This is a genomic window from Nocardioides maradonensis, assembly GCF_054777115.1.
Genome location: NZ_BAAHAZ010000024.1, coordinates 33,629 through 58,652, shown reverse-complemented (window position 1 = coordinate 58,652; position 25,024 = coordinate 33,629). Strand labels below are relative to the sequence as shown.

General features: G+C 71.1%; 25 protein-coding genes. 6 read left to right on the top strand and 19 right to left on the bottom strand.

Annotated features, from left to right (window positions below):
- The first annotated feature begins 35 nt into the window (after nucleotides 1-35).
- Nucleotides 36-857 carry an SURF1 family cytochrome oxidase biogenesis protein gene (locus tag ACYVAQ_RS21770; protein WP_460792659.1) on the top strand — a complete coding sequence of 274 codons (822 nt, stop codon included), beginning with the start codon at nucleotides 36-38 and terminating at the stop codon, nucleotides 855-857.
- A 31-nt stretch (nucleotides 858-888) separates the two neighbouring features.
- Here the strand turns inward: ACYVAQ_RS21770 and ACYVAQ_RS21765 are convergent, their stop codons facing one another.
- From ACYVAQ_RS21765 to abc-f, 5 genes are all read right to left on the bottom strand, one after another.
- Complete coding sequence (locus tag ACYVAQ_RS21765; protein ID WP_460792658.1) at nucleotides 889-2,547, bottom strand: metallophosphoesterase family protein; 1,659 nt, start codon at nucleotides 2,545-2,547, stop codon at nucleotides 889-891.
- Between the two features lie 116 nt (nucleotides 2,548-2,663).
- A complete protein-coding gene (locus tag ACYVAQ_RS21760; protein ID WP_460792656.1) occupies nucleotides 2,664-3,434 on the bottom strand; it encodes an SDR family oxidoreductase in 771 nt (256 codons plus the stop codon).
- A 21-nt stretch (nucleotides 3,435-3,455) separates the two neighbouring features.
- On the bottom strand, nucleotides 3,456-5,201 hold the full coding sequence (locus tag ACYVAQ_RS21755; RefSeq protein ID WP_460792655.1) for a glycerol-3-phosphate dehydrogenase/oxidase: 1,746 nt from the start codon (nucleotides 5,199-5,201) through the stop codon (nucleotides 3,456-3,458).
- Nucleotide 5,202: 1 nt separating this feature from the next.
- Nucleotides 5,203-6,732: a glycerol kinase GlpK gene (gene glpK / locus ACYVAQ_RS21750; protein ID WP_460792654.1), complete on the bottom strand. Its 1,530-nt coding sequence runs from the start codon at nucleotides 6,730-6,732 to the stop codon at nucleotides 5,203-5,205.
- A gap of 31 nt (nucleotides 6,733-6,763) precedes the next feature.
- On the bottom strand, nucleotides 6,764-8,362 hold the full coding sequence (abc-f, locus tag ACYVAQ_RS21745) for a ribosomal protection-like ABC-F family protein (RefSeq protein ID WP_460792653.1): 1,599 nt from the start codon (nucleotides 8,360-8,362) through the stop codon (nucleotides 6,764-6,766).
- A 60-nt stretch (nucleotides 8,363-8,422) separates the two neighbouring features.
- On the opposite strand from abc-f, the gene ypfJ reads away from it, so the two are divergent.
- Nucleotides 8,423-9,430 (top strand): KPN_02809 family neutral zinc metallopeptidase, encoded by a 1,008-nt coding sequence (gene ypfJ, locus ACYVAQ_RS21740; RefSeq protein ID WP_460792652.1) that lies wholly within the window; start codon nucleotides 8,423-8,425, stop codon nucleotides 9,428-9,430.
- A gap of 100 nt (nucleotides 9,431-9,530) precedes the next feature.
- On the opposite strand, the gene ACYVAQ_RS21735 is transcribed toward ypfJ, so the two are convergent.
- Genes ACYVAQ_RS21735 through ACYVAQ_RS21725 form a run of 3 tightly spaced genes read right to left on the bottom strand, consistent with a single transcriptional unit; the run spans nucleotide 9,531 to nucleotide 12,943 of the window.
- Nucleotides 9,531-10,436, bottom strand: a complete 906-nt coding sequence (locus ACYVAQ_RS21735) for a phosphotransferase (protein ID WP_460792651.1) — start codon at nucleotides 10,434-10,436, stop codon at nucleotides 9,531-9,533.
- A gap of 30 nt (nucleotides 10,437-10,466) precedes the next feature.
- Nucleotides 10,467-12,026, bottom strand: coding sequence for an ABC transporter permease (locus ACYVAQ_RS21730; RefSeq protein ID WP_460792650.1), 1,560 nt, complete (start codon nucleotides 12,024-12,026; stop codon nucleotides 10,467-10,469).
- Complete coding sequence (locus ACYVAQ_RS21725; RefSeq protein WP_460792649.1) at nucleotides 12,023-12,943, bottom strand: ABC transporter ATP-binding protein; 921 nt, start codon at nucleotides 12,941-12,943, stop codon at nucleotides 12,023-12,025. The genes ACYVAQ_RS21730 and ACYVAQ_RS21725 overlap by 4 nt, the downstream gene beginning before the upstream one ends.
- A gap of 33 nt (nucleotides 12,944-12,976) precedes the next feature.
- Here ACYVAQ_RS21725 and ACYVAQ_RS21720 point away from each other — a divergent pair, with 33 nt between their 5' ends.
- Nucleotides 12,977-13,450, top strand: coding sequence for a GNAT family N-acetyltransferase (locus tag ACYVAQ_RS21720; protein ID WP_460792648.1), 474 nt, complete (start codon nucleotides 12,977-12,979; stop codon nucleotides 13,448-13,450).
- Between the two features lie 4 nt (nucleotides 13,451-13,454).
- Here the strand turns inward: ACYVAQ_RS21720 and ACYVAQ_RS21715 are convergent, their stop codons facing one another.
- The 3 genes from ACYVAQ_RS21715 to ACYVAQ_RS21705 are packed head-to-tail and all read right to left on the bottom strand — an operon-like array spanning nucleotide 13,455 to nucleotide 16,299.
- Entirely contained in the window at nucleotides 13,455-13,592 is a 138-nt protein-coding gene (locus ACYVAQ_RS21715; RefSeq protein ID WP_460792647.1) for a hypothetical protein, read from the bottom strand.
- Nucleotides 13,589-15,217: an amidohydrolase gene (locus ACYVAQ_RS21710; protein ID WP_460792646.1), complete on the bottom strand. Its 1,629-nt coding sequence runs from the start codon at nucleotides 15,215-15,217 to the stop codon at nucleotides 13,589-13,591. The genes ACYVAQ_RS21715 and ACYVAQ_RS21710 overlap by 4 nt, the downstream gene beginning before the upstream one ends.
- 11 nt (nucleotides 15,218-15,228) lie before the next feature.
- On the bottom strand, nucleotides 15,229-16,299 hold the full coding sequence (locus ACYVAQ_RS21705) for a C45 family autoproteolytic acyltransferase/hydolase (protein ID WP_460792644.1): 1,071 nt from the start codon (nucleotides 16,297-16,299) through the stop codon (nucleotides 15,229-15,231).
- A gap of 86 nt (nucleotides 16,300-16,385) precedes the next feature.
- Here ACYVAQ_RS21705 and ACYVAQ_RS21700 point away from each other — a divergent pair, with 86 nt between their 5' ends.
- The 3 genes from ACYVAQ_RS21700 (at nucleotide 16,386) to ACYVAQ_RS21690 (ending at nucleotide 18,530) form a co-directional block, all read left to right on the top strand.
- Nucleotides 16,386-17,417, top strand: a complete 1,032-nt coding sequence (locus ACYVAQ_RS21700) for a LacI family DNA-binding transcriptional regulator (protein ID WP_460792643.1) — start codon at nucleotides 16,386-16,388, stop codon at nucleotides 17,415-17,417.
- A gap of 21 nt (nucleotides 17,418-17,438) precedes the next feature.
- Nucleotides 17,439-17,948 carry an SRPBCC family protein gene (locus tag ACYVAQ_RS21695; RefSeq protein WP_460792642.1) on the top strand — a complete coding sequence of 170 codons (510 nt, stop codon included), beginning with the start codon at nucleotides 17,439-17,441 and terminating at the stop codon, nucleotides 17,946-17,948.
- An 81-nt stretch (nucleotides 17,949-18,029) separates the two neighbouring features.
- On the top strand, nucleotides 18,030-18,530 hold the full coding sequence (locus ACYVAQ_RS21690; RefSeq protein ID WP_460792640.1) for a hypothetical protein: 501 nt from the start codon (nucleotides 18,030-18,032) through the stop codon (nucleotides 18,528-18,530).
- An 87-nt stretch (nucleotides 18,531-18,617) separates the two neighbouring features.
- On the opposite strand, the gene ACYVAQ_RS21685 is transcribed toward ACYVAQ_RS21690, so the two are convergent.
- The 8 genes from ACYVAQ_RS21685 to ACYVAQ_RS21650 are packed head-to-tail and all read right to left on the bottom strand — an operon-like array spanning nucleotide 18,618 to nucleotide 25,000.
- Entirely contained in the window at nucleotides 18,618-18,929 is a 312-nt protein-coding gene (locus tag ACYVAQ_RS21685) for a metal-sulfur cluster assembly factor (RefSeq protein ID WP_460792639.1), read from the bottom strand.
- On the bottom strand, nucleotides 18,926-19,384 hold the full coding sequence (gene sufU, locus ACYVAQ_RS21680) for a Fe-S cluster assembly sulfur transfer protein SufU (RefSeq protein WP_460792638.1): 459 nt from the start codon (nucleotides 19,382-19,384) through the stop codon (nucleotides 18,926-18,928). The genes ACYVAQ_RS21685 and sufU overlap by 4 nt, the downstream gene beginning before the upstream one ends.
- Before the next feature lie 3 nt (nucleotides 19,385-19,387).
- Nucleotides 19,388-20,641 (bottom strand): aminotransferase class V-fold PLP-dependent enzyme, encoded by a 1,254-nt coding sequence (locus tag ACYVAQ_RS21675; RefSeq protein WP_460792637.1) that lies wholly within the window; start codon nucleotides 20,639-20,641, stop codon nucleotides 19,388-19,390.
- Between the two features lies 1 nt (nucleotide 20,642).
- Nucleotides 20,643-21,401 (bottom strand): Fe-S cluster assembly ATPase SufC, encoded by a 759-nt coding sequence (gene sufC, locus ACYVAQ_RS21670; RefSeq protein ID WP_460792636.1) that lies wholly within the window; start codon nucleotides 21,399-21,401, stop codon nucleotides 20,643-20,645.
- On the bottom strand, nucleotides 21,398-21,733 hold the full coding sequence (locus tag ACYVAQ_RS21665) for a non-heme iron oxygenase ferredoxin subunit (protein ID WP_460792635.1): 336 nt from the start codon (nucleotides 21,731-21,733) through the stop codon (nucleotides 21,398-21,400). The genes sufC and ACYVAQ_RS21665 overlap by 4 nt, the downstream gene beginning before the upstream one ends.
- Nucleotides 21,730-22,896 (bottom strand): Fe-S cluster assembly protein SufD, encoded by a 1,167-nt coding sequence (gene sufD, locus ACYVAQ_RS21660; RefSeq protein WP_460792634.1) that lies wholly within the window; start codon nucleotides 22,894-22,896, stop codon nucleotides 21,730-21,732. The genes ACYVAQ_RS21665 and sufD overlap by 4 nt, the downstream gene beginning before the upstream one ends.
- The gene (gene sufB, locus ACYVAQ_RS21655) at nucleotides 22,896-24,314 is read right to left on the bottom strand and encodes a Fe-S cluster assembly protein SufB (protein WP_460792633.1); all 1,419 of its coding nucleotides are present in this window, start codon (nucleotides 24,312-24,314) and stop codon (nucleotides 22,896-22,898) included. Before sufB ends, sufD begins: the two co-directional genes overlap by 1 nt.
- Nucleotides 24,311-25,000 carry a helix-turn-helix transcriptional regulator gene (locus ACYVAQ_RS21650; RefSeq protein WP_460792632.1) on the bottom strand — a complete coding sequence of 230 codons (690 nt, stop codon included), beginning with the start codon at nucleotides 24,998-25,000 and terminating at the stop codon, nucleotides 24,311-24,313. The genes sufB and ACYVAQ_RS21650 overlap by 4 nt, the downstream gene beginning before the upstream one ends.
- Nucleotides 25,001-25,024: the final 24 nt, after the last annotated feature.

Genomic DNA, 25,024 nt, shown 5'->3' with positions numbered 1-25,024 from the left:
ACCAGCAGTCTAGGGGCCGCATCTACCGTTGGTGCGTGACGTCGTCCCACCCGCAGAAGTCCTGGCGGTTCCTGTTCAGCCGCCGCTGGGTGCTCTTCTTCTTCGCGGTCGTGGTCCTCGCCTGGGGTTGCTGGTGGCTGGGCCGCTGGCAGTTCCACCGGCTCGAGAAGACCAAGACCGAGAACGCGATCATCCGCGCGAACTACCGCGAGGCGCCCGAGCCGCTCACCGACGTGCTGGCCGTGGGCCGGCCGGTGTCGGACCTGGACGAGTGGCGGGTGGTGAAGGCGACCGGGACGTACGACGTCGCCCACACGATCGTCGTCCGCTACCAGACCGACGACCACGGCGATCCGGGCGTGGAGGTCGTCGTCCCCCTGCGGACGGCGGGCGGCGACCTCCTGGTCAACCGCGGGTGGTTCGGCACCGACGACCCTCAGCCGCCCGTGAGCGCGCTGCCGAAGCCGCCGTCGGGCACGGTCACGGTGGTCGGCTGGGTGCGCCAGGACGGCTCCGGCAGCAGCACCGAGGTCACCAACGACTCGGTGCGCGCGATCTCGAGCACGGCGATCGGCCAGGCCATCGGGTCGCCGACCTACGGCGGCTTCGTGCAGATGCAGTCCGAGACTCCCCCGGCCACGACGGCGCTCGGTCCCGAGGACCAGCCCGACCTGAGCAACGGGCCGCACTTCTTCTACGGCCTGCAGTGGTGGTTCTTCGGCGTGCTCGGCGCGGGCGGGTTCCTCTACCTGGCCTGGGACGAGAAGAACAACGGCGACCGGGGCGCTCGCCGTCGGGCGGCCGCCGCTGCGGCCGACGCCGAGGCCGAGCGCGGCCGGGAGGCCGGCCGCCGCTGACGACGGTGACGGTCGCCGGCGCGGCTGCCCGTCAGTGCGACGAGCCCGAGCCGCCGGCGTACTGGACCAGCGAGTTGGTGCCCGGCCCGGCACTGCCGTCGAGCTTCACGGTCAGCTGCGCCATCTGCTTCGGCGGGATGCCGACGTAGTCCTTGTTGCCGCCGGAGTTGTGCGACCAGCCGCTGCAGTACGCCGGCCGCTGGTCCGCGGGGAGCTCGTTCTCGTCGATCGAGCATCCCCCGTTCCACAGGTAGTTCGGCTTGGTCGGGTCGTGGTCGTCGATGTACCAGCCCCACAGCGTCATCGCGAGCCGGTCGTGGAACACCTGCACGTCCAGGAAGGTGGTCTCCCCGGCAGGGATCGGCGAGCCCGTCGTGATCTGGGTGATCCCGTCCTGGGTGTAGCGCGAGGTCGTGTGCACCTCGCCGGCGACGTAGAGGTTGACGCGGTACTTCACCATCAGCTTCCACAGCGGCGAGTCCGCGCCACCGGCGATGTGCAGCCCCGAGCTGTGCCAGACCGCCGACGGGAGGATCGGGACGTGACCCTGCACGACGATCCAGCGCACACCGTCGTGGCGCGCGTTCGCCAGGACGCCCTGGAGCCAGGTGAGCTGGCCACCGGTCACGGTCACGCCGACGCCGTGGTCGCGCTTGTTGAACTCGTCCAGCGTCACCACGAGCAGGTCCGGGTTCACCATCGTCGCGTACGCCGTGTTCTCCCACTGGGTGCCGACCGGTCGCGAGAAGCCCTTCGACGTGCCGTCGGTCTTCACCAGGTAGCTGTCGTGGAACGAGTCGCGCCACAGGTCCAGGTGGTGCAGCTTGAACGCCCCGTAGGCACTGGAGTCGTACCACCAGTTGTCGCCGATGTCGTGGTCGCCGACCGCCGCCAGGGTGCGGTCGTAGACGCCCGCGTCCTTCAGCCGCTGGGCGTTGGCGCCGTTGTACAGGGCGGCCTGCTCCTTGACCATCTCGACCTGCTGGTCCTCGGTGATCGGCCAGCCGCCCTCGGTGGAGGAGCCGAACAGGCCGGAGTGGTTGTCCGGCAGCCCCCAGCGTCCCTCGACGAGGTCGCCGGAGATCAGGAACGCGCTGGGGTTGCGGGCGGCGATCGTGTCGTAGACCCAGTTCACCGAGTCGGCGGTCCACTGGTTCCAGGCGTTGCCGTAGTCCGGGTTGTAACCCGGCAGGCCGCTCAGGTCGGCGATGTCCTCGTTGGTGACGTCCGGGGACGCGATGATCGTGTCGTCGACGGTCGGGTCCGCCGCGGGCTGGGCGACCCGGAACGCGGTGCCGGCGGTCGAGGTGGCGCCGAGGACCTTCGCGCTGCCGGAGTAGACGACGTGCCACAGGTAGCGGCCGGGGAGCAGCCCCGGCGGCGGGTCCGTGGACACCACGGCCCAGCCGGTGGGCTTGAGCGTCACCTTCGCCGACACCGGGTAGCCGTCGTTGCCGACCAGCCAGACCCGTCCCCGGGCGGGGGCGCCGGTCCGGGCGTCGAGGATCCGCACGGCGGCAGTCACCCGCTGGTGCGTCGCAGGATCGACGACCGGCGCGGTGTGGTCGGTGTAGGCGGCGAAGCGCGCGGGGTGCGGCGTGGTCGCCTCACCCGGCGTACCGCTGACGACCGTCGCCGCCAAGCCGGCGACCATCCCGACGGCGAGCGCCGCCCCCACGTACCTGCGCATCCCGAGAATTCCCTTTTTCGTCCCCAGCAGCCGACCTGCTTCCGGTCGGCGGGACTCAGGCTAGGTCGAGTTGCGCTGTGACGTGGCGAATCAAGCGGATTCGATGCCTGTTCTGCTCACAGCGAGCGAGACATGCCTCCGTCGACGGGCAGCATCACGCCGGAGATGTACGCCGCTGCGGGTGACAGCAGGAACGCGGCGGCGCGGCCGAACTCGGCCGGAGCGCCGTACCGACGCAGCGGGATCGCGGCCTCGGCGCGGGCGCGCGTGGCGGCCGGATCGGGAGTGCCCGCGTCGAGCTCGGCAACGCGGTCGGTGGCGATCCGGCCGGGCAGCAGCCCGTTGACGCGGATGCCCTTCGGGCCGAGCTCGTCGGCGAGCGTCTTGGCGACCATGCCGAGGCCCGGGCGCAGGCCGTTGGAGATCGCCAGGTCCGGGATCGGCTGCTTCGTACTCGTGGACAGCACGAACGCCAGCGCGGCGCCCTCGCCGAGCGCCGCACCGATCTCGCGACCGAGCCGGACCGCGCCGAGGAACACCGAGGAGAACGCCCGGCTCCACTCCTCGTCGGTAGCCGTCATGATCGGCCCCGCCGCCGGACCGCCGACGCTGATCAGCGCCCCGTCGAGGCGACTCCACTTGTGGTGGGCGGCGTCGACGAGGGCCTGCGGCGTGGCCGGGTCCGCGTTGTCGGCCGGTACGCCGATCGCGACGTCCTCGCCCACCCCGTCGATGAGCGCGATGACGGTGTCGGCCACCGACTCCGGGTCGCGGCCGGTCACGACGACACGTGCGCCGTCGGCCACCAGTGCTTCCGCGGTGGCACGGCCGAGGCCGCGCGTGCCGCCGGTGACGATGTAGACGCGATCGCGGAGGTCGAGGTCCATGCGGACCAGCCTAGGAGACGCTCACTCCACCCCGGCCTCGGCCAGGTGCGTCACCGGCACGACGTCGGGTGCGCCCTTCCGGGCGGCATCGGCGGTGAGGTCGTCGGGTTGGCGCTGGCTCTCGCGCTCCGCCTCGACCCGCTTGAGGTAGTGCTGCAGCTCGCGGGTGTGCTGGGCGGAGTCCCAGCCGAGGTGGCCGCGGACCAGGTCGGCGACGTACGGCGCCGCGGCGGCTCCCCGGTCGAAGGTCTCGAAGGACACGCGCAGGCGGCGGGTCAGGATGTCGTCGAGGTGCCGGGCGCCCTCGTGCGTGACCGCGTAGACCGCCTCGACCTGCAGGTAGTCCTCGGCCCCCGGCAGCGGCTCCTTGAGGTCGGGCTCGGCGGCGATGAGGTCGAGGATCTCGAGCACCATCGAGCCGTAGCGCTCCAGCAGGTGCTCGATGCGGTTGATCGCCAGCCCGGAGCTGGCCGCCAGCGACCGACGCTGGTTCCACAGCGCCGCGTAGCCGTCCGCCCCGACCAGCGGGATGTCCTCGGTCACGCACCCGCCCACGGTGCGGCCCTGAACCGCCTGCAGACCGTGGACGGCCTCGTCGACGGCGTCCTTCGCCATCACCCGGTACGTCGTGTACTTGCCGCCCGCGACCACGACCAGCCCGGGCACGGAGTGCGCGACCGCGTGCTCGCGCGAGAGCTTGGACGTGGCGGCGTCCTCGCCGGCGAGGAGCGGGCGGAGGCCGGCGTACACGCCCTCGACGTCGTCGCGGGTCAGCGGCACCTCGAGCACGCCGTTGACGTGCTCGAGCAGGTAGTCGATGTCCTTCGAGCTCGCCGCGGGGTGGTCCTTGGACAGCTCCCAGTCGGTGTCGGTGGTGCCGATGATCCAGTGCCGCTTCCACGGGATCACGAAGAGCACGGAGGTCTCGGTGCGCAGGATCAGCCCGGTCTCGCCGCGGATCCGGTCGCGCGGGACGACGAGGTGGATGCCCTTCGACGCCCGGACCTTGAACTGGCCGCGCTCCCGGGCCATCGCCTGGGTCTCGTCGGTCCAGACGCCGGTCGCGTTGATCACCTGCGAGGCACGGATCTCGAACTCGCGACCGGTCTCCAGGTCCACCACCCGCGCGCCCACGACCCGCTCGCTCTCCTTGAGCAGCCCCACGACGCGGGTGCGGGAGGCGACCGCGGCGCCGTACGTCGCAGCGGTGCGGGCCAGGAACATCGTGTGCCGGGCGTCGTCGACCTGGGCGTCGTAGTAGCGGATCGCGCCGACCAGGGCGTCCTTGCGCAGCGACGGGAACGCCTTGCGCGCACCGTGCCGGGTCAGGTGCTTGTGCACCGGCGTCGTCTGGCCGTAGCCGCTCGCCTTGGACAGGGCGTCGTAGAGGGCCACACCGCTGCCGGCGTACCACCGCTCCCAGCCGCGGCCGGTGAGCGGGTAGAGGAACGGCACCGGCCGCACCAGGTGCGGCGCGAGCCGCTGCATGAGCAGGCCCCGCTCCTTGAGCGCCTCGGCGACGAGCCGGAAGTCCAGCATCTCCAGGTAGCGCAGGCCGCCGTGGATCAGCTTCGAGCTGCGCGAGGAGGTGCCGGAGGCGAAGTCGCGGGCCTCGACGAGGCCGACGTTGAGACCGCGGGTGGCGGCGTCGAGGGCGCAGCCGCTGCCGACCACGCCTCCGCCGATCACGAGCAGGTCGAGGTGCTGTGCCTGCATCTTGCGCAGGGCGGCGGTGCGGGCGCGGGGCGACAGTGCGGCGGGGAGCATCTCAGACCTCGATCCAATCCAGGGTTCGCTGCACCGCTCTGTGCCATTGCGCGTAGCCGGTCGCCCGGCGCTCGTCGTCCCATTGTGGCGTCCAGCGGGCGCCCTCGCGCCAGTTCTGCCGCAGCTCGTCGGTGGACGACCAGAAGCCGACCGACAGCCCGGCGGCGTACGCCGCACCCAGGGCGGTCGTCTCCGGCACCACCGGCCTGCTCACCGGTACGCCGAGCACGTCGGCCTGGATCTGCATGCAGAGCTCGTTCGCGGTGACGCCGCCGTCCACCTTGAGGCACTCCAGCCGGACGCCCGAGTCCTGCGTCATCGCGTCGACGACGTCGCGCGACTGGTAGCAGATCGCCTCGAGGGTCGCCCGGGCGACGTGGGCGTTGGTGTTGAACCGCGACAGCCCGACGATCGCGCCACGGGCGTCGGAGCGCCACCACGGGGCGAAGAGCCCCGAGAACGCGGGCACGAAGTAGACGCCGCCGTTGTCCTCGACCTGGCGGGCGAGCGTCTCGGACTCCCCCGCGCCGCTGATGATCCCGAGCTGGTCGCGCAGCCACTGGATCGCCGAGCCGGTGACCGCGATCGATCCCTCGAGCGCGTAGACGCACGGCTCGTCGCCCAGCTTGTACGCCGGCGTGGTGAGCAGCCCAGCCTGGGACCGCACGATGTCGGTGCCGGTGTTGAGCAGCAGGAAGTTGCCCGTGCCGTAGGTGTTCTTGGCCTCGCCGGGTGCGAAGCACACCTGCCCGACGGTGGCGGCCTGCTGGTCGCCAAGGATGCCGGTGATGGGCACCTCGCCGCCGAGGGGTCCGTTGGCGCGGGTCATGCCGAAGGGCTCGACCGCGGACGACTCGCGGATCTGCGGGAGCATCGCGCGCGGGACCCCGAAGATGCCGAGCAGCTCGTCGTCCCAGTCGAGGGTCTCCAGGTCCATCAGCATCGTGCGGCTGGCGTTGGTGACGTCGGTGAGGTGGACTCCCCCGTCGACGCCTCCGGTGAGGTTCCACAGCAGCCACGTGTCCGGCGTACCGAACAGGGCGTCGCCGCGCTCGGCCGCCTCCCGGAGGCCGGGGACGTTCTCGAGCAGCCACTGCAGCTTCCCGCCGGAGAAGTACGGCGCCGGCGGCAGCCCGGCCTTGTGCCGGATCACGTCACCGCGGCCGCCCTTGTCCAGCGCCGCCGTGATCGCGTCGGAGCGGGTGTCCTGCCAGACGATCGCCGTGTGTAGCGGCCGACCGGTGTGCGGGTCCCACACGATCGTGGTCTCGCGCTGGTTCGTGATGCCGATCGCGGCGAGGTCGGAGGCCTGCAGGCGTGCCTTCGCGAGCGCGGTCCGCACGACGGCGACGGTGCGCTCCCAGATCTCGATCGGGTTGTGCTCGACCCAGCCGGCCCGCGGCAGGATCTGCTCGTGCTCGAGCTGGTGCCGCACGACCTCCGCGCCGTCGTGGTCGAACACCATGAAGCGGGTGCTCGTCGTGCCCTGGTCGATCGCTCCGACGTACCGTGCGTCGTTGGACGTGGCCATGGCGCACAGCCTGCCATGGCCGGGGCCTGTGTCAGGCGAGCGCGATCAGGTCGGCGTAGTCGGCGCTCCAGAGGTCCTCGACGCCGTCGGGGAGGATGAGGACCCGGTCGGGCTCGAGCGCGGTGACCGCGCCCTCGTCGTGGGTGACCAGGATGATCGCTCCCTCGTAACGACGGATCGCGTTGAGGACCTCCTCGCGGGAGGCGGGGTCCAGGTTGTTCGTGGGCTCGTCGAGGAGCAGCACGTTCGCCTGCGAGACCACGAGCGACGCGAGCGCGAGCCGGGTCTTCTCGCCGCCGGACAGCACGCCGGCGGGCTTGTGCACGTCCTCGCCGCTGAACAGGAACGAGCCGAGCACGGTGCGGGCCTCGGTGTCGGTGAGGTTCGGCGCGGAGGACTGCATGTTCTCCAGGACGCTGCGCTTGACGTCGAGCGTCTCGTGCTCCTGGGCGTAGTAGCCGACCTTCAGCCCGTGGCCCGGCACGACCTCGCCGGTGTCGGGCTCGTCGACGCCCGCGAGGATCCGCAGCATCGTCGTCTTGCCGGCACCGTTGAGGCCGAGGATGACGACCCGCGAGCCCTTGTCGACGGCCAGGTCGACGGCGGTGAAGACCTCGAGGGCGCCGTACGAGCGGGACAGGTCGTGGGCGGTGAGCGGAGTCTTGCCGCACGGCGCCGGCGACGGGAACTTGATCGCCGCGACCTTGTCGGCCTGGCGCTCGCCCTCGAGGTTCGCGGTGAGCTTCTCGGCGCGCTTGAGCATCTGCTGCGCGGCACTGGCCTTGGACGCCTTGGCGCGCATCTTGTTGGCCTGGTCGGTGAGCGTCTTGGCCTTGTTCTGCGCGTTCATCATCTCGCGCTTGCGGCGGGCCTCGTCGGTCTCGCGCTGGGAGAGGTAGTTCTTCCAGCCCATGTTGTAGATGTCCATGACGGCCCGGTTGGCGTCGAGGTGGAAGACCTTGTTGACGGTCTCCTCCAGCAGCGCGTTGTCGTGCGAGATCACGATGAAGCCGCCCTTGTAGGTCTTCATCCAGTCGCGCAGCCAGTTGATCGAGTCGGCGTCGAGGTGGTTGGTCGGCTCGTCGAGGATGAGCACCTCGGCCTGCGAGAACAGGATGCGGACCAGCTCGACGCGGCGACGCTGACCGCCCGACAGGGTCTTCAGCTGCTGCTCCCAGAGCCGCTCGGGCAGCCCGAGGGCGTTCGCGATCTGCTTGGCCTCGGCCTCGGCGGCGTACCCACCGCCGGCCTCGAAGTCGTCCAGGGCGCGCGCGAACCGGCGCATGCCCTTGTCGTGCACCTTCTTGTCGGTCGAGGCCATCTGCTCCTCGGCCTGCCGCATGCGGCGCGCGGCCTCGTCGAGCCCCCGGGCCGACAGGATGCGGTCCCGTACGGCGACCTCCGGGTCGCCCACGCGTGGGTCCTGGGGCAGGTAGCCGAGCTCGCCGGTGCTCGTCACCGTGCCTGACGCGGCCTCGTGGTCGCCCGCGAGGACCTTCGTGAGGGTGGTCTTGCCGGCGCCGTTGCGCCCGACCAGACCGACCTTGTCGCCCGCGGCGACGCGGAAGCTGACGTTCTCCATGAGGAGGCGGGCACCGACCCGGACCTCGAGCTGGTGCACCGTGATCATGACCCGCCCATCGTCCCACGTCGCGCCGGGCAGACGCACATTTGCCCTACAGTGCCGTCCATGGTGCGGTTCAACCCGAAGGCTCGGCTCGACACGTCCCGCATGACCGAAGCCGGTGGAGGCGGCGGTGGCGGCGGCCGCATGGGCGGAGGCGGCGGTCTCGGCGGCAGCGGCATCGGCCTCCCCCACATCGGCGGCGGCCTCGGCGTGGTGATCGCCATCGTCGTCATCCTGATCAAGCTGTACGCCGGCGGAGGGGTCGGCGGCGTGGTGAACACCTCGCTCGCCCAGCACGGCACGACCGTGCGCGCGGCCGGCAGCTACTCCGCCGACTACGCCCAGTGCAAGACCGGTGCGGACGCGAACAGCTCGATCCCGTGCGCGCTCGTCGCGATCGAGAACTCGCTCTACGACTACTGGTCCAAGCAGCCGTCCCTCGCCCAGAAGCTCTCGGCCGAGGGCGCCCGCTTCCAGCCCGAGAAGTCCATCGTCACCTTCGAGGGCTCGGTGACCACCGGCGGCTGCGGCACCGCGACCACCGACGTCGGCCCGTTCTACTGCTCGGGCGACAAGAACATCTACCTCGACGAGGACTTCTACAACACCGTCGGCCAGCAGCTCGGCATCGACCCGACCGGCTTCGTGCGCGCCTACGTCGTGGCGCACGAGTACGGCCACCACATCCAGGACCTCCTCGGCACCATCAGCCAGGTCCGCACCCAGAAGGGCCCCGACAGCGACTCCGTGCGCCTCGAGCTGCAGGCCGACTGCTACGCGGGCATGTGGTCGAATGCGGCCTCGTCCACCAAGGACTCCGCCGGCGTGAACATCTTCGACGAGATCAACCAGCAGGACATCTCCGACGCGATCAAGGCCGCCGGTGAGGTCGGCGACGACTACATCCAGAAGCGGGTCGGCGGCCAGGTCGACCAGAGCCAGTTCACGCACGGCAGCTCCGCCCAGCGGATGGCGTGGTTCCAGGCCGGCTACCAAGACACCTCCGGCAACCTCGACGCCTGCAACACCTTCGGCGCCAGCAACCTGGACGACCCCAGCACCGCCCACTGACCCCTCCGCGAGTTCGGCCTCCCGGTCACGCGAGTTCGGACTTCTGGTCGACCGAAGCCCTGGTTTCGGTCGACCAGAAGCCTGAACTCGCGCACCAGGGTCAGACCGCCAGCAGGGCCTCCATCATCGGGAAGGTGCGCTGAAGCGTGCGCAGGTGGGGGGCGACGGCGGGGTGGCGGTACTTCGAGGCCAGCGCGCCCTCGCCGTGGGCCACGCGGGCGAGGGCCCACTCGGCGCGGCTGAGGGCTGTGTAGACGGCGACCACGCGGGCGCCGAGGACGACGTCCTCGCGGTCGGCGGTCCCCGGGGGCAACCCCAGCAGGTAGGCGTCGAGCAGCGGCTCGAACTCCTCGCGCGAGGACAGCGAGAGGTAGCCGACGTCGCCGCCGACCGGGCCGGTGCCGAGCGTGCCCCAGTCGATCGCGATGGCGTCGTCGCCCTCCCGCCCGGGGAGGTTCGCGGCCGTCGGGTCCCCGTGCTGAGGGACCTGGGGCAGCGCCTCGACCAGGTCGAGGAGGCGCTCACGCTGGCGCCAGAGGTGGTCGGCCACGTCGGCGACGGTCGTGCGGGCGAGCGTCGGCCAGCCGCCGGCCCGCGCGACGCGGGAGAGCCGGTCGCGCAGCAGGTGCCGGGCGAGGAACCTCGGCCGGGGCAGGTCGGCGCCCGCGAACCGGCCGACGGCCAGGGCGAGGAACAGGCCGCTCGTCGCGCCGTCCTCGACCCAGTCGCGCACGATGGTGATGCCCTCCGGGTCCTCCTCCACCGAGGCAGGGCCGGAGCGGAGGCCAGGCGTGGTCGCGGTCAGCCCGGTCAGCAGCACGTCCGCCTCGCGCCGCCAGTAGCCGATCTGGTCGGGAGCGCCCAGCTCCACGGGGTCGCCCGGGACCGGGGCGGCCAGCCGCTTGATCACCACCGGCCGGTCGCCGAACGCGGCACGCCAGACGCCGACGGTGGACGTGCCGGCGCCACCCGGAAGCGCCACCCACTCGGGCTCGGGCTGCCACATGCTCGGAAACTAGCGCACCCGGACCCCGTTTCAGCCGATATCGCGCTCCCGGAAGCGCCAGAACGCGATCCCGAGGAGGACCGCCGCCACCGCGGTCAGCCCGAGCTCGGCGGGCCAGGACCAGGAGGCGGCCGGCAGCTGCGGCACGTGCTGGTACGGCGAGACGCCCAGCAGCCACCCGGGCGCCTTCGCCAGCTCACCGACCATCGTGAGGACGAAGAACGCGGCCGGCCACACCCACACCAGCACGCCGAGCGACGGCCGCAGGGCCAGCGACAGCGCACCAAGGGCAGCCACCACCCAGACGGCCGGCGCCCACGCCACCGCCGCGACGACCAGGTTGCCGATGCTCGGGCCGGATGCGGCGACGTACCCGATCCAGAGGCCGATGCCGGTGAGCGCCAGCAACCAGAGCACCCCGAGGACCCCGACGACGACCGAGGCACCGAACCAACCGGCGCGCGAGGTGGCCGTGGCCAGCACCAGCTCGGCGCGCCCGTCCTGCTCGTCGCGACCCGCGTGGGACAGCACCGTCGCGGCGAAGTAGCCGATCAGGATCGCCACGATCGACAGGATCGCCGCGACCAGCGCTCCCCCGAGCCGGTCCAGCACCTGCTGGGCGGCGGTCGCGTCGAGGAAGTCGCCGAGGCTGGGGGTGATCGCGCCGAACAAAGCACCCATCACCGCCACGGCGATGCTCCACAGCACCAGCGGCGCGACGTGGAGCTGGAGCACGAGGGAGAACGCGTCGCGCAACCGTGGTGACCCGTACGCCGGACCGGGGCGGGCCGCGATCAGCCCCGACCCGAGGTCCCGGCGGGCCCGCAGCGCCAGTGCCGCGAGGACGAGGCCACCCCCGACCACGACGTACGCCGGCAGCAGCCACCACCGCGGGTCGGACCACGCGCGCACCTGGGTGTTCCAGCCGAACGGGGTGCACCAGCTCAACCAGCCGGGCCCGGTGTCCCCGGCCGCTCGCAGGACGAAGAGGACGCCGAGCACCGCCGCGGCCCACGAGGCGCAGGTGCGCGCGCTGGCCGCGAGCTGAGCGGTCACGGCTCCCACGCCGATCCCCACGAGGGCGATGCCGAACCACATCAGCCCGAACACGATCGAGCCCGCCAGGGGCAGACCCGACACCGCGTTGCCCACCGCTACGAGGACGCTCAGCACCCCTGCCCAGCCCAGCGCCGCGACGACGGCCGCGACCAGAGGTGCGTCGCGCCCGACCGCCGTACCGCCGACGAGCTCGGTGCGACCCGACTCCTCCTCGAGCCGGGTGTGCCGGCGTACCAGCACCACCATGAACACCGTGACGAACAGCGAGTAGAGGACCGTCATCTTCGTCATTGACACCTCGCCCACGCTGGTCGGGTCGAGGATCGGGCCGTAGAGCGCCACGATCGCCGGGCTGCCGTTGAGGGCGGCCGCCGCCTTCTCCAGGTCAGCCTCGGTCGTGTACAGCGCGGGGGTGGCGGCTGCCGAGGCGACGGTCACCATCACGAGCACTCCGACCCACACGGGCGCGAGGACCCGGTCGCGACGCAGGTCGAGGCGCAGCAACAGGCCCAAGCCCGCCAGCCTGCTCATCGCCCGGCACCCGCCCGGTCGCGGTAGGCGTCGAGGAAGAGCTCCTCCAGGCTCGGCGGCGTCGACGTGAGCGACTCGATGCCGGCCGCCCCGAGCGCCGCGAGTACGCCGGCCAGCGCCTCGGGCTCGACCGAGCAGCTCACCCGGGTCCCACCGTCGGCCGGGGACGCGACGACGTCGTGCACACCCGCCAGCGCCGACAGCTCCGGAGGCGGACCGGACACTACGGCCACGACCTTGCTGCGGTGCAGGTGCCGCAGCTCGCCCAGGGAGCCGGACTCCACGACCCGGCCCTCGCGGATGATCGTCACCCGGTCGGCGAGCCGTTCGACCTCGCTGAGGATGTGACTCGACAGCAGCACGGTCGCACCCCGTGCGGTGTGCTCGGCCACGCAGTCGTTGAAGACCTGCTCCATCAGCGGGTCCAGGCCGGAGGTCGGTTCGTCCAGCACCAGCAGGTCCGGGGAGGTCGCGAACGCGGCGACGAGGGCGACCTTCTGCCGGTTGCCCTTGGAGTACGCCCTGCCCTTCTTGGTCGGGTCCAGGGCGAACCGCTCGACCATCTCGTCCCGACGGCTCGTCCGCGGGTCCGCGCCGCGCATCCGGATGAGCAGGTCGACGATCTCACCGCCCGACAGGTTGGGCCACAGGCTGACGTCTCCCGGCACGTACGCCAACCGCCGGTGCAGCGTGGGCGCGTCCGCCCACGGGTCGCCGCCCAGCAGCCGGACGGTCCCGGCGTCGGCCCGGAGCAGGCCGAGCAGCACCCGGATGGTCGTCGACTTGCCGGCACCGTTGGGGCCGAGGAAGCCGTGCACCTCACCCGGCGCCACGGACAGGTCCAGCCCGTCGAGGGCCTGGAACGCGCCGAAGGTCTTCACCAGACGGCTGATCTCGATCACCGCGGGGTCGGTCACGAGCCCACGCTAGACCTCCACGAGACTGGTGCCGTGCAGGAGAGCCCGGTGATCATCGACGTCGACGACCCGCTGCGGCCGGACGTGCTCGCGCTGCTCGAGGAGCACCTCGCCGACATGTACGCGACCTCGCCGCCGGAGAGCGTGCACGCCCTCGACCCGGAGGCGCTGCGGGCCCCGGGGATGACGTTCTGGACAGCCCGCCGCGACGGCGTGCTGCTCGGCTGCGTGGCGCTGAAGTCGCACCCCGACGGACTGGTCGAGCTCAAGTCCATGCGCACCTCCGCGGCCGCACGGCGGCAGGGCGTCGCGGTCGCCCTGCTCGAGCACGTCCTCGCCGAGGCGGCGCAGCGGGGCGCGAGCCGGATCAGCCTGGAGACGGGGGTCGAGGACTACTTCACCCCCGCCCGAGCGCTGTACGGCGCACACGGGTTCGTCCCGTGCGCGCCGTTCGCGGACTACGTGCCGGATCCGAACAGCGTGTTCCTGACCCGGACCCTGGGCTGAGCCGTCAGCTCCCGGTGCCGGCGAGGTACGCCGCCCACGGGGAGAAGACGTAGTCGAACGCCGCCGGGGCGCCGGTGACGACGAGGCTCGCGACGAACAGGGGTCCGAGCAGGCCGGCCAGGCGGGCGGCGACGAACTTCACGACGGCACCTCCCCCGTCGCCCGGAAGACGGCCCGGCCGCCGACGACGGTGCGCAGCACGCGGGTCTCGAGGAGCTCCTCGGCGGGGCGCTCGAAGATGTCGCGGTCGAGCACCACGAAGTCGGCGTACAGCCCCTCGGCGAGGCGGCCGTGCCAGTGCTCGGAGCGGCTGGCCCAGGCGGCGTCACGGGTCGCGTGGGTGATCGCGTCGGCGAGCGGGAGCGCGTAGCGGCTGATGTTCGCAGGCAGCGAGAGATCCTCGGGCGAGCGCCGGGTGGCCGCGATGAACATGTTCGGCAGCGGTGCGTACGGCGCGGTCGGCGAGTCCGTCCCGAGCACGAGCCGGGCCCCGGCGTCGGTCATCTCCGGCCACGGGAAGCCGCGGTCGACGCGCGCGTCACCGAGCACCCGGCGCCAGTTCTCCTGCATCGCGGGGTTGGCGTGGACCGGCTGCATGCTGGCGGTGATGCCGAGCGCCGCGAGTCGCTCGATGTCGGCCGCGTCGACCACCTCGAGGTGCTCGATCCGGTGCCGGCGCTCGCGCGGCCCGTTGGCGGCGACCGCTCGCTCGACCGCGCCGATGGCGACCCGGACCGCCTCGTCGCCGATGGCGTGCATCGCCACCTGGAGGCCCGCCGCGTCGGCCGCGGTGACGACGGGGGCGAGCTCCTCGAGGCTCCAGATCGGGTCGGCGTTGGAGCCGTCGACGTAGGGGTGGCCCAGGGCGGCCGTGCACCCGTCGACGGTGCCGTCGACCATCACCTTGATGCCGGTGACCCGGAGGAAGGGCGTCGCCTCGTGGGCGGCGAGGGCGGCGGCGTGCTCGACCTGTGCGAGGTTCTCGGCGACGTCGCCGGTCGGCTGGATCCGCCAGAACGCGGCGATCCGCGTGGTCAGGGCGCCGCGAGCATCGGCGTCGCGCAGGGTCTCGTGGTCGGGCTCGCCGAGAGCCATGTCCGTGGAGCCGACCACCCCCGCAGCGGCGTACGCCGCCAGCACGGTCGCCAGCGCCTCGGCCCGTTCCGCGGGCCCGACGAAGCCGTCGAGCACCGGCCAGACCAGGCGGTGCATGGCCGTCTCGTCGACCAGCCCGGTGGCGGCGCCGTCGGCGCCACGGTGGACGGTCCCGCCCGCGGGGTTCTCCGTGGTGTCGCCGATCCCGCACTCGGCCAGCGCGGCCGTGTTGAGCCAGATCGAGTGGAAGTCGTAGGCCTGGGCGTAGACCGGTCGATCACTGACGACCTGGTCCAGCATGCCGCGGTCCGGCGCGCCTCCCGGGATGTCCCCGTGCTTCCAGCCGGTGGCAAGGATCCGGGGAGCGTCGGGGTGCTCGGCCGACCAGAGCGCGATCCGGCGCTGGATCTCCTCGACGGAGCCCGCGCCCCACAGGTCGACCTGGGCGGCGGCCTCGCCGGTGCCGACGACGTGGGCGTGGCCGTCGACGAAGCCGGGCAGCACGGTTGCGCCGTCGAGGTCGTGGATCATCGCGTCGTCGCCGGCGATCCGGGCGGCGGTGGTGGCGTCGCCGACGTACGCGATGCGCTCGCCGACGACCACGAGGGCCTCCGCCCAGGGGCGGCTGTCCGCGGTGAAGAAGCGGGCGTTGCGATAGAGGTGGGTGGACACGGGATCTGCTCCTAGAAGCGGGCCAGGCCGTCGCGCGCGGCGACGTCCGGGGAGGCGGATCGGTGGTCGAGGGCGAACCCCGGCAGGTCCAGGCAGATCGTGAGGAGCGTGCCCCACTGCTCGTGGTCCGGGAGCGCTGTGTCGGGCCGCATGCAGATCGGCGCGTCACTGCCCGCGGGACCGCAGAACGCGGCGGCCCGGTCGGCGGAGCGGCGGCCGGCCATCGTGGTCCGCAGGTCCGCCACGTGGTCGTGGCGCTCCTCGGAGAGCGACTCGGGGGTCCCAGCCTCGCCCTCGGCCAGCGCGGGGTCCAGGAAGTGGTTGGTGTGGATCAGCCAGCCGTCGGCGCCGGGCCTCACCACGGCGGTGCCGGCGGGCGACATCTCGATCGAGGCGGCCTCGCCCACCCCGCCGGCGTACGACGCGACGGTGAGGACCGTCGACGCGGAGAGCGTCGCCGAGCGGGCGATCTCCACGGCCTCGGCGACCGAGGCGGCCTCCTCGAGGACGCGCCGGGCGATCGCGTGGACCGGGACGCCGCCGGCGACGTGGTCGCTGCGGTGCCGCAGGATGTTGAAGTGCAGCCCGAGGCCGGCGTCGTTGACGCCGATCTTCGCGGCCGTGCCGAGCTCGGTGAAGAGCTTGACCCGGCGTCCGGCGGCCGTGGTGAGGTCGAGCAGGAGCCCCTCGGGGCACAGGCTGTCGTGCCAGTCCCAGGTCTGGATGGTCTCCGGGGCGCCACCGCCGGGCGGAACCAGGACGGCCGTCGTGCACTCGCCGGGGCCAGGGGCCGCGACCAGGACCTCGGTGCGGGCGGCCACGGCCTCGACCTGCCAAGGCTCCAGGCCGGCGCCCTCGGCGATGCCGGCGGTCTCCTCGGCCATCGCGGGCCACCAGGCGCGGAGCGCCTCGGTGCTCGATGCCGAGGTGGCGCGGACCTGCGCCTCGTCGATGCCGAGCGCGGCGAAGTGGGCGAGGTATCCGCGCGTCGTGGCGCGGACCTGGTCGGCGTACCGATGGCCGATCTCCCGGCCGCGGGCAGCGGGGTCGGTCGTGCTGGTGGTGAGCTCGTGCAGCTTCATGATGGAGCGGGACGCTAGGGACGTAAAACGTTTAATACAATGGGTCTTCGAGATCTCCTGCGAAAAACCTGGGGACGGGGGCAGCCATGGCGCGGGCCAAGGGCGTGACCATCCGCGACGTCGCGCGCAAGGCCGGCGTCTCGATCGCCGCCGTGTCGATGGCGCTGAACGACACCGGCACCCTGAGCGCGGCCACCCGGCTGCGGGTGCGGGCGATCGCCGACGAGATGGACTACCAGGCCGACGCCCTGGCCCGCGGGCTGCGGCGCTCGTCCGTCGGTGCCATCGGCATGGTCGTGCGCTCCCTCGACACCCTCGGCGAGTACGCCCCCGAGGGCGTCGACGTGTTCAGCCGCCACATCGCGAGCGCCTCCGCGCAGGCCATGGACCGCGGGCTGAGCCTGATGCTGCTCCCGGACCTGACCCGCCGGCCCACCCCGCCGCTGTCCCTGTCGCTCGACGGCTACATCGTCGTCTCGCCCCACGTGGACGACCCGGTCGTCGCACTCCTGGAGCGGCGCGGGATGCCCTACGTGACGCTGGGCCGCGACCCCGGCCGACCGGACTTCACCGACTGGGCGTCGGAGGACGACGTCACCGTCTGCCGCCAGATCCTCGACCACTTCCTGGCCGGTGGCGCGCGCTCGGTCGTCTTCCTGCGCGGCACCGAGCCGAACGCGTGGAACATCGACAACGAGGCCGTCTACCGCGCCTGGTGTGACGCGCACGGGGTCGCGCCACGGGTCTACCTGGCCGCAGAGCGGGACTCGGTGGCGGGCAGCGAGGCGGTCACCCACCGGATCCTCGACGACGGCGTGCCGGACGCACTGCTGTGCCAGACCGGGCGGCACGCGCTCGGAGCGCTCGTCGCGCTGCGCGAGCGCGGGGTCGACGTACCCGGCCGGACGATGCTGGCGGCGCACTCCGACTCCGAGCACACCCGGCACAGCCGTCCCGCCATCTCCGCCGCAGAGCTGTACTCCCCCGCCACCACGGTCGCGCTGCTCGACCTGCTCCAGGCCAGGATGTCCGGTGAGCCCAGCGCGGGGCCCATCCTGAGTGGCGTGCGCTTCCGGGTCAGAGCGTCCTCGCGGCGTACGCCGGCGGCAACCAACTAGAACCTGTTCTATCCTGGACCCGTGACCTCCCTGCACCCGTGCGACAAGGTCGGCGTCGAGTACGTCGACTCCGCCCCGCACCGCTACAGCAACACCGTCGAGCTGGGCATCACCCCCGAGCAGCTCTTCGAGGTGTTCGCCGACGCGGACGCCTGGCCACGCTGGGCCAAGGTCATCACCGGCGTCAGCTGGACCAGCCCGATGCCACCGACCGTCGGCACGACCCGCGACGTGACGATGCGCGGCGGACTGGTCGGCGCCGAGGAGTTCCTGGTGTGGAACCCCGGCACGCAGATGGCGTTCCGGTTCAACGAGGCGTCGGAGAAGTCCATCCGCGCGTTCGCCGAGAGGTACGACGTCGTCGCGACCCCGTCGGGCTGCCGGCTCACCTGGACACTCGCCCTCGACGTGACCGGCCCGGGTCGCTACTTCATGCCGCTGAGTGGTGCCGTCTCGAACGCGGCCTTCCGCTGGTTCCTGCGCAACCTGCGCCGCTACACCGACGAGCGGTTCGCCGTCGCCGTCCGCTGACTTTTTCCTTTAACTACCGGGGTTCCCCTCCGCCGCGGCCGCGTGGCGACCTACCCTCGAGAGTGGGGGAAGGGAGGTCCGATGCGTACGCATCACCACCTCGCGGCAGTCGGCGGAATCGTCCTGATCGCGTCGCTCGCGCCCGATCCGGCGACGGCCGTCGCACCGTCGTACACCTGGAGCCGGACACCTTCGCCGATCGTGCTGCGACCACCCGCGCACGACCTCTACTTCCGGCCGGTGATGTTCTGCTGGACCGCACCGTCCAGCGACCCGAGCACCTCGAGCATGGTATGCGGCGACGGCTTCCCGCCGCCCGACTCACAGCTCCGCACGGCCCGCACGCGCCAGGCGCTGCGGATGTGGTTCGGCATGCCGCACTGGCGCTTCACCGCGAGCATGGTCCGGCTGGGGACCGCGCACGCGCGCACGCTCCACCCGCGCGTCAGGGCGCTGTCCGACCGCACGTTCCGCATCGAGCGTCCGGCCCGGCCGGGGAGCTACCGGGTGGTGCTCAGCGGCCAGGGACCGCAGGGCGACGAGGCGATCTGGTTCCGCTGGCGGGTCCTCAGGTCTCGATAGGACGGCTCGCGGGTTCGTTCCTCACCCGCGCCGTCACTTGACCTCTTCGCCCGACGCGCCCCGCTCGTTCCTCGCGAAGCCCTGGGCTCAGACGTTGAAGCCGAGCGCCCGGAGCTGCTCGCGACCGTCGTCGGTGATCTTGTCCGGGCCCCACGGCGGCATCCAGACCCAGTTGATCGCGACGTCGTTGACCAGGCCCTCGAGGGCGGTCTCGGTCTGGTCGGTGATGACGTCGGTCAGCGGACAGGCCGCCGAGGTCAGCGTCATGTCGAGGACCACGTTGGACGCCTCGTCCAGGTGCACCCCGTAGACCAGGCCGAGGTCGACCACGTTGATCCCGAGCTCGGGGTCGACGACGTCCTTCATCGCCTCGGTCACGTCATCGACGGTGGTGCTCATGCTTCCTCCTGCGTCTCCACGCGGCTGACCGCGTCCTTCATCGCCATCCACGACAGCAGCGCGCACTTCACGCGCGCCGGGAACTTCGCGACACCCGCGAACGCGATGCCGTCCTCCAGGACGTCCTCGTCCGGCTCCAGCTGACCCTTGCCCTGCATGAGCTCCTGGAACTTCGCCTGGATGTCCATCGCCTCCTCGACGCTCTTGCCGACGACGAGGTCGTAGAGCACCGAGGCCGAGGCCTGCGAGATCGAGCAGCCGAGCGCGTCGTACGAGATGTCCGCGACCTTGCCGTCGGCGAGGTGCGCGCGGAGGGTGATCTCGTCACCGCACGTCGGGTTGACGTGGTGCACCTCGGCCTCGAACTCGTTGCGGAGCCCCTTGCCGTGCGGGTGCTTGTAGTGGTCGAGGATGATCTCCTGGTAGAGCGCATCCAGATCAGGCGTTGCGGTCATGGATCAGTCCAACTTGAAGTACGAACGGGTGTATTCCAGGCCCTCGACGAGAGCGTCGATCTCCGCCGGGGTCGTGTAGAGGTACGACGACATCCGCGTCGATGCCTGTACCCCGAAGCGCGCGTGGGCAGGCTTCGCGCAGTGGTGCCCCGCGCGTACGGCGATGCCGCGGCTGTCCAGCACCTGCGCGATGTCGTGCGGGTGCACGCCGTCGAGCTCGAAGGAGATCGCTCCCCCGCGCAGCGCCGGGTCGAGCGGGCCGAGGACGGTGACGCCCTTGACCGACTGCAGGCCCTGCAGCGCGTAGCCGGTGATGGCCTGCTCGTGGGCGTGCACCGCCTCGAGCCCGACGTGGCCGAGGTACTCGACCGCGGCGCCGAGGCCCACGGCCTCGACGATCGGCGGGGTCCCGGCCTCGAACTTGTGCGGGATGCCGGCGTACGTCGAGCGCTCCATCGTGACGGTCGCGATCATCTCGCCACCACCGAGGAACGGCGGCAGCCCCTCGAGCACCGCACGCGAACCCCAGAGCACGCCGATGCCCGTCGGGCCGACCACCTTGTGGCCGGTGAAGGCCAGCAGGTCAGGCCGCTCGTCCGGCGCCATCGCCGCGAGGTCGATCGGCAGCTGCGGGGCCGCCTGCGAGGCGTCGACGACGACCAGCGCGCCGACCGCGTGCGCCTTCTTCGCGATCTCCGCGATCGGGTTGATGGTGCCGAGCATGTTGCTGACCCAGGCCAGCGAGACGACCTTGGTGCGCTCGGTGATCAGCTCGTCGATCTTCGACAGGTCGAGCAGGCCCTCGTCGGTCAAGCCGAACCAGCGCAGCTCCGCGCCCGACCGCTCCGTGGCCAGCTGCCACGGCACGATGTTGGAGTGGTGCTCCATCTCGGTGATGACGACGCGGTCGCCCTCCCGCAGCGGCACGGTGTGGGCGACGAGGTTGAGCGCCTCGGAGGCGTTCTTGGTGAAGATGATCTCGTCGCGCTCGGGCGCGCCGATGAACGCCGCGACCTTGTCGCGGGCGCCCTCGAACGCCTCGGTCGCCTCGGCTCCGAGCTGGTGCATCGCGCGGGCGATGTTCGCGTTGTGCCGCTCGAGGTGGTCGACCATCGTGTCGATGACGATCTGCGGCTTCTGCGAGGTGTTCGCACTGTCCAGGTAGACCAGCGGGACGTCGCCCGCCAGCCGCCGCTCGAGGATCGGGAAGTCCTTCCTGATGACCTCGAGCTCGGGGAGGAGACCGGGGAGGGTCATGTCAGACCCCCGCTCCGACGTACTTCTCGTAGCCGTTGGCCTCCAGGTCGTCGGCGAGCTCGGGACCGCCGGACTCGGCGATCCGGCCGTCGACGAAGACGTGGACGAAGTCGGGCTTCACGTAGCGCAGGATCCGCGTGTAGTGCGTGATCAGCAGCAGACCCTTGCCGTCGCGACCGGCGAAGTCGTTGATGCCGTCGGAGACGACCTTGAGCGCGTCGATGTCGAGACCGGAGTCGATCTCGTCGAGGATCGCGAACTTCGGGTCGAGCAGGTCGAGCTGCGCGATCTCGGCGCGCTTCTTCTCGCCGCCGGAGAAGCCCTCGTTGACCGAGCGGCCCGAGAACGCGGTGTCGAGCTTCATCTTCTCCAGGGCGCCGTTGACGTCCTTGACCCACGTGCGCAGCTTCGGCGCCTCGCCGTCCAGGGCGGTCTTCGCGGTGCGCAGGAAGTTCGCCATCGACACGCCCGGGACCTCGACGGGGTACTGCATCGCCAGGAAGAGGCCGGCGCGCGCCCGCTCGTCGACGGTCATGTCGAGCACGTTCTCGCCGTCGAGGAGGACCTCGCCGCCGGTGATCGTGTACTTCGGGTGACCGGCGATGGAGTACGCCGTGGTCGACTTGCCGGACCCGTTCGGGCCCATGATCGCGTGGGTCTCGCCGTCCTTGATGGTCAGCGTGACGCCCTTGAGGATCTCCTTGGCGCCGTCCTCGGTCTCGACCGAGACGTGCAGGTCCTTGATCTCCAGGGTGCTCATGCGGGGGTGACTCCGTTCAGGGTGGTGGTGACGTCCACGAAGACCTCGTCTCCTCGGACCTCGACAGGGAAGGTGGCGACCGGCTCGGTCGCGGGCAGGCCGGTCGGCTTGCCGGTGCGCAGGTCGAACTTCGACCCGTGCAGCCAGCACTCGACGGTGCAGTCCTCGACCTCGCCCTCGGACAGGGCGACCTCGGCGTGGGAGCAGAGGTCCTGGAGGGCGAAGACCTCGTCGCCGTGCCGGGCCAGGGCGAGGTCGTACCGGTCGACGGTGACCTTGACGGCCTCGTCCTCCGGGATCTCGTTCAGCGTCGCGACGCGCTCGAAGGTCATGCGAGCTCCCCCGCGAGGACGTTCTTGGCCAGCTCCGCCTCCACGGTCGCCGCGAGCTGCTCCTCGAGCTCCGGTACGCCGACCTGGCGGATCAGGTCGTTGAAGAAGCCGTGCACGACGAGTCGCTGCGCCTCCTTCTCCGAGATGCCGCGCGAGCGCAGGTAGAACAGCTGCTCGTCGTCGAACCGGGCGGTCGCGGACGCGTGACCCGCGCCCTCGATCTCGCCGGTCTCGATCTCCAGGTTCGGGACCGAGTCGGCCTGGCAGCCGTCGGAGAGGACCAGGTTGCGGTTCTCCTCGTAGGTCTCGATGCCCTCGGCGATCTTGCGGATCAGGACGTTGCCGATCCAGACCGTGTGCGCCTTCTCGCCCTGCAGCGCGCCCTTGTAGACCACGTGCGACTTGGTCTTCGGGGCGTTGTGGTCGACGAACAGCCGGTGCTCGATGTGCTGGCCGGCGTCGGCGAAGTACAGGCCGAGCATCTCGACCGAGCCGCCGGGGCCGGCGTAGTCGGCGGTGGTGTCGTTGCGGACGACGTCGCCACCGAAGGTGATGTCGACGTGCTTGAACTGCGCGTCACGACCGACCCGGATGTGGCGGTGACCCACGTGCACGGCGTCGTCGGCCCAGTCATCGATGGAGACGACGGTCAGCTGGGCGCCGTCCTCGACCACGATCTCGACGTTGTCGGCCAGCGTCATCGAGCCCTCGAACCGGATCACGACGACCGCGCTGCTGAACTTCTCGGCGCGGATGACGGCGTGCGTCGCGCTCGCCTCGTCGGTGCCGGTGCCCTTGAGGGTCACGTACACCGGTCGGTCCAGCACGGTCTCCTGCGGGACGGTGACCGCGAGGGTCTCCTTGGCCTCCGCGAAGGCGCGCGCGGAGATCCGGTCCCACGGCACCAGGCCGGAGACGCCCTTGAGGCTGCCGTCCTCGATCCGCTCGATGCGGACGGCCTCGGGGGCGTCGAAGGCCGGCGTGTACGACGTACCGGAGAGCGAAGCGTCGGCGTGGATGCCGCGCAGCCGCTTGAGCGGGGTGAACCGCCAGATCTCCTCACGACCGGTCGGGACCTCGTGGGCCTCGACGTCGAAGGATCCCTCCGGGTGCAGGTGGGACTCGACCCTGTCCATCTCCAGGGCCTCAGCGACGGCCGACATCAGCCAACTGCTCCTTCCATCTGCAGCTCGATGAGCCGGTTGAGCTCGAGGGCGTACTCCATCGGCAGCTCCTTGGCGATCGGCTCCACGAAGCCGCGGACGATCATGGCCATGGCCTCGTCCTGCTCCATGCCGCGCGACATCAGGTAGAAGAGCTGGTCGTCGGAGACCTTCGAGACGGAGGCCTCGTGGCCCATGGACACGTCGTCCTCGCGGATGTCGACGTAGGGGTAGGTGTCGCTGCGGCTGATCTGGTCGACCAGCAGCGCGTCACACAGGACGTTGGACTTCGAGCCGTGGGCGCCCTCGTTGATCTGGATCAGGCCGCGGTACGACGTACGGCCACCGCCACGGGCGACCGACTTGCTCAGGATGCTGGAGGACGTGTTCGGCGCGGCGTGAACCATCTTGGCGCCCGCGTCCTGGTGCTGGCCCTCGCCCGCGAACGCGATCGACAGCGTCTCGCCCTTGGCGTGCTCGCCCATCAGGTAGACGGCCGGGTACTTCATCGTGACCTTGGAGCCGATGTTGCCGTCGACCCACTCCATCGTCGCGCCGGCCTCGCAGACCGCGCGCTTGGTGACGAGGTTGTAGACGTTGTTCGACCAGTTCTGGATGGTCGTGTAGCGGCAGCGGCCGCCCTTCTTCACGATGATCTCCACGACCGCGGAGTGCAGCGAGTCGGAGGAGTAGATCGGCGCGGTGCAGCCCTCGACGTAGTGCACGTAGGCGTCCTCGTCGACAATGATCAGGGTCCGCTCGAACTGGCCCATGTTCTCGGTGTTGATCCGGAAGTAGGCCTGCAGCGGGATGTCGACGTGGACACCCTTCGGCACGTAGATGAACGAGCCACCCGACCACACAGCGGTGTTCAGCGCGGCGAACTTGTTGTCGCCGACCGGGATGACGGTGCCGAAGTACTCCTTGAAGAGCTCCTCGTGCTCGCGCAGCGCCGTGTCGGTGTCGACGAAGATGACGCCCTGCTCCTCCAGGTCCTCGCGGATCTGGTGGTAGACGACCTCGGACTCGTACTGGGCCGCCACACCTGCGACCAGGCGCTGCTTCTCCGCCTCCGGGATGCCGAGCTTGTCGTAGGTGTTCTTGATGTCCTCCGGCAGCTCCTCCCACGAGGTCGCCTGCTTCTCGGTGGACCGCACGAAGTACTTGATGTTGTCGAAGTCGATCGCACTGAGGTCGGAGCCCCAGGTCGGCATCGGCTTGCGGTCGAAGAGCTTCAGGCCCTTCATCCGCAGGTCGAGCATCCACTGCGGCTCGGACTTCTTGCCGGAGATGTCGGCCACGACGGCCTCGTTGAGACCGCGCTGCGCGTTGGCGCCGACGTCGTTCTTGTCGGCCCAGCCGAACTCGTAGCGGCCGATCCCCTTCAGCTCGGGGTTCAGTTCCTCGATCGAGGTCATCCGACCTTCTCCTTCTTGTCGTTGGACGGGATGCAGGTGGTGCACACCCCGTCGCCGTGGGCGATCGTCGCCAGACGTTGGACATGGGTGCCGAGCACGCGGCCGATGGCCTCCGTCTCGGCCTCGCACAGCTGTGGGAACTCGTGGGCCACGTGGGACACGGGGCAGTGCTGCTGGCACAGCTGCTCCCCCACGACGGGGAGCTGGCGGACGCTGGCCGCGTAGCCCTCGTCGGAGAAGACCAGCGCCAGGACCTCGGCGGGTGTCGCGCCGGGGTGGGCCGCGGACACCTCCGGGAACTTCTGCTCGATGAACGTCGCGCGGCGCTCGGCGAACGCCTTGACGGCCTCGTCGCCGGCCGTCTCGCGCAGGAAGCGCAGGGCCTCGGCCGCGAGGTCGTCGTACTGCTTCTCGAAGCGGTCACGACCGCGCTCGGTCAGAACGAACACCTTCGCGGGACGGCCACGGCCACGGTGGGCACCCGGGCGCGGGTCGCGGGCCTCGACGGCGCCGTCCTCGAGCAGCTGGTCGAGGTGGCGTCGTACGGCGGCGGGGGTCAGGTCGAGCCGCTCGGCGAGCTCGGCCGCGGTCGACGGACCGGCCTCCAGGAGGAACCGCGCGACGCGCTCACGGGTCGGCGCGTCGATGACGCTGCCGCCCTGCGAGACCCGATCCACGATTTCCACAACACAAGTGTGGCGTTAATGGTT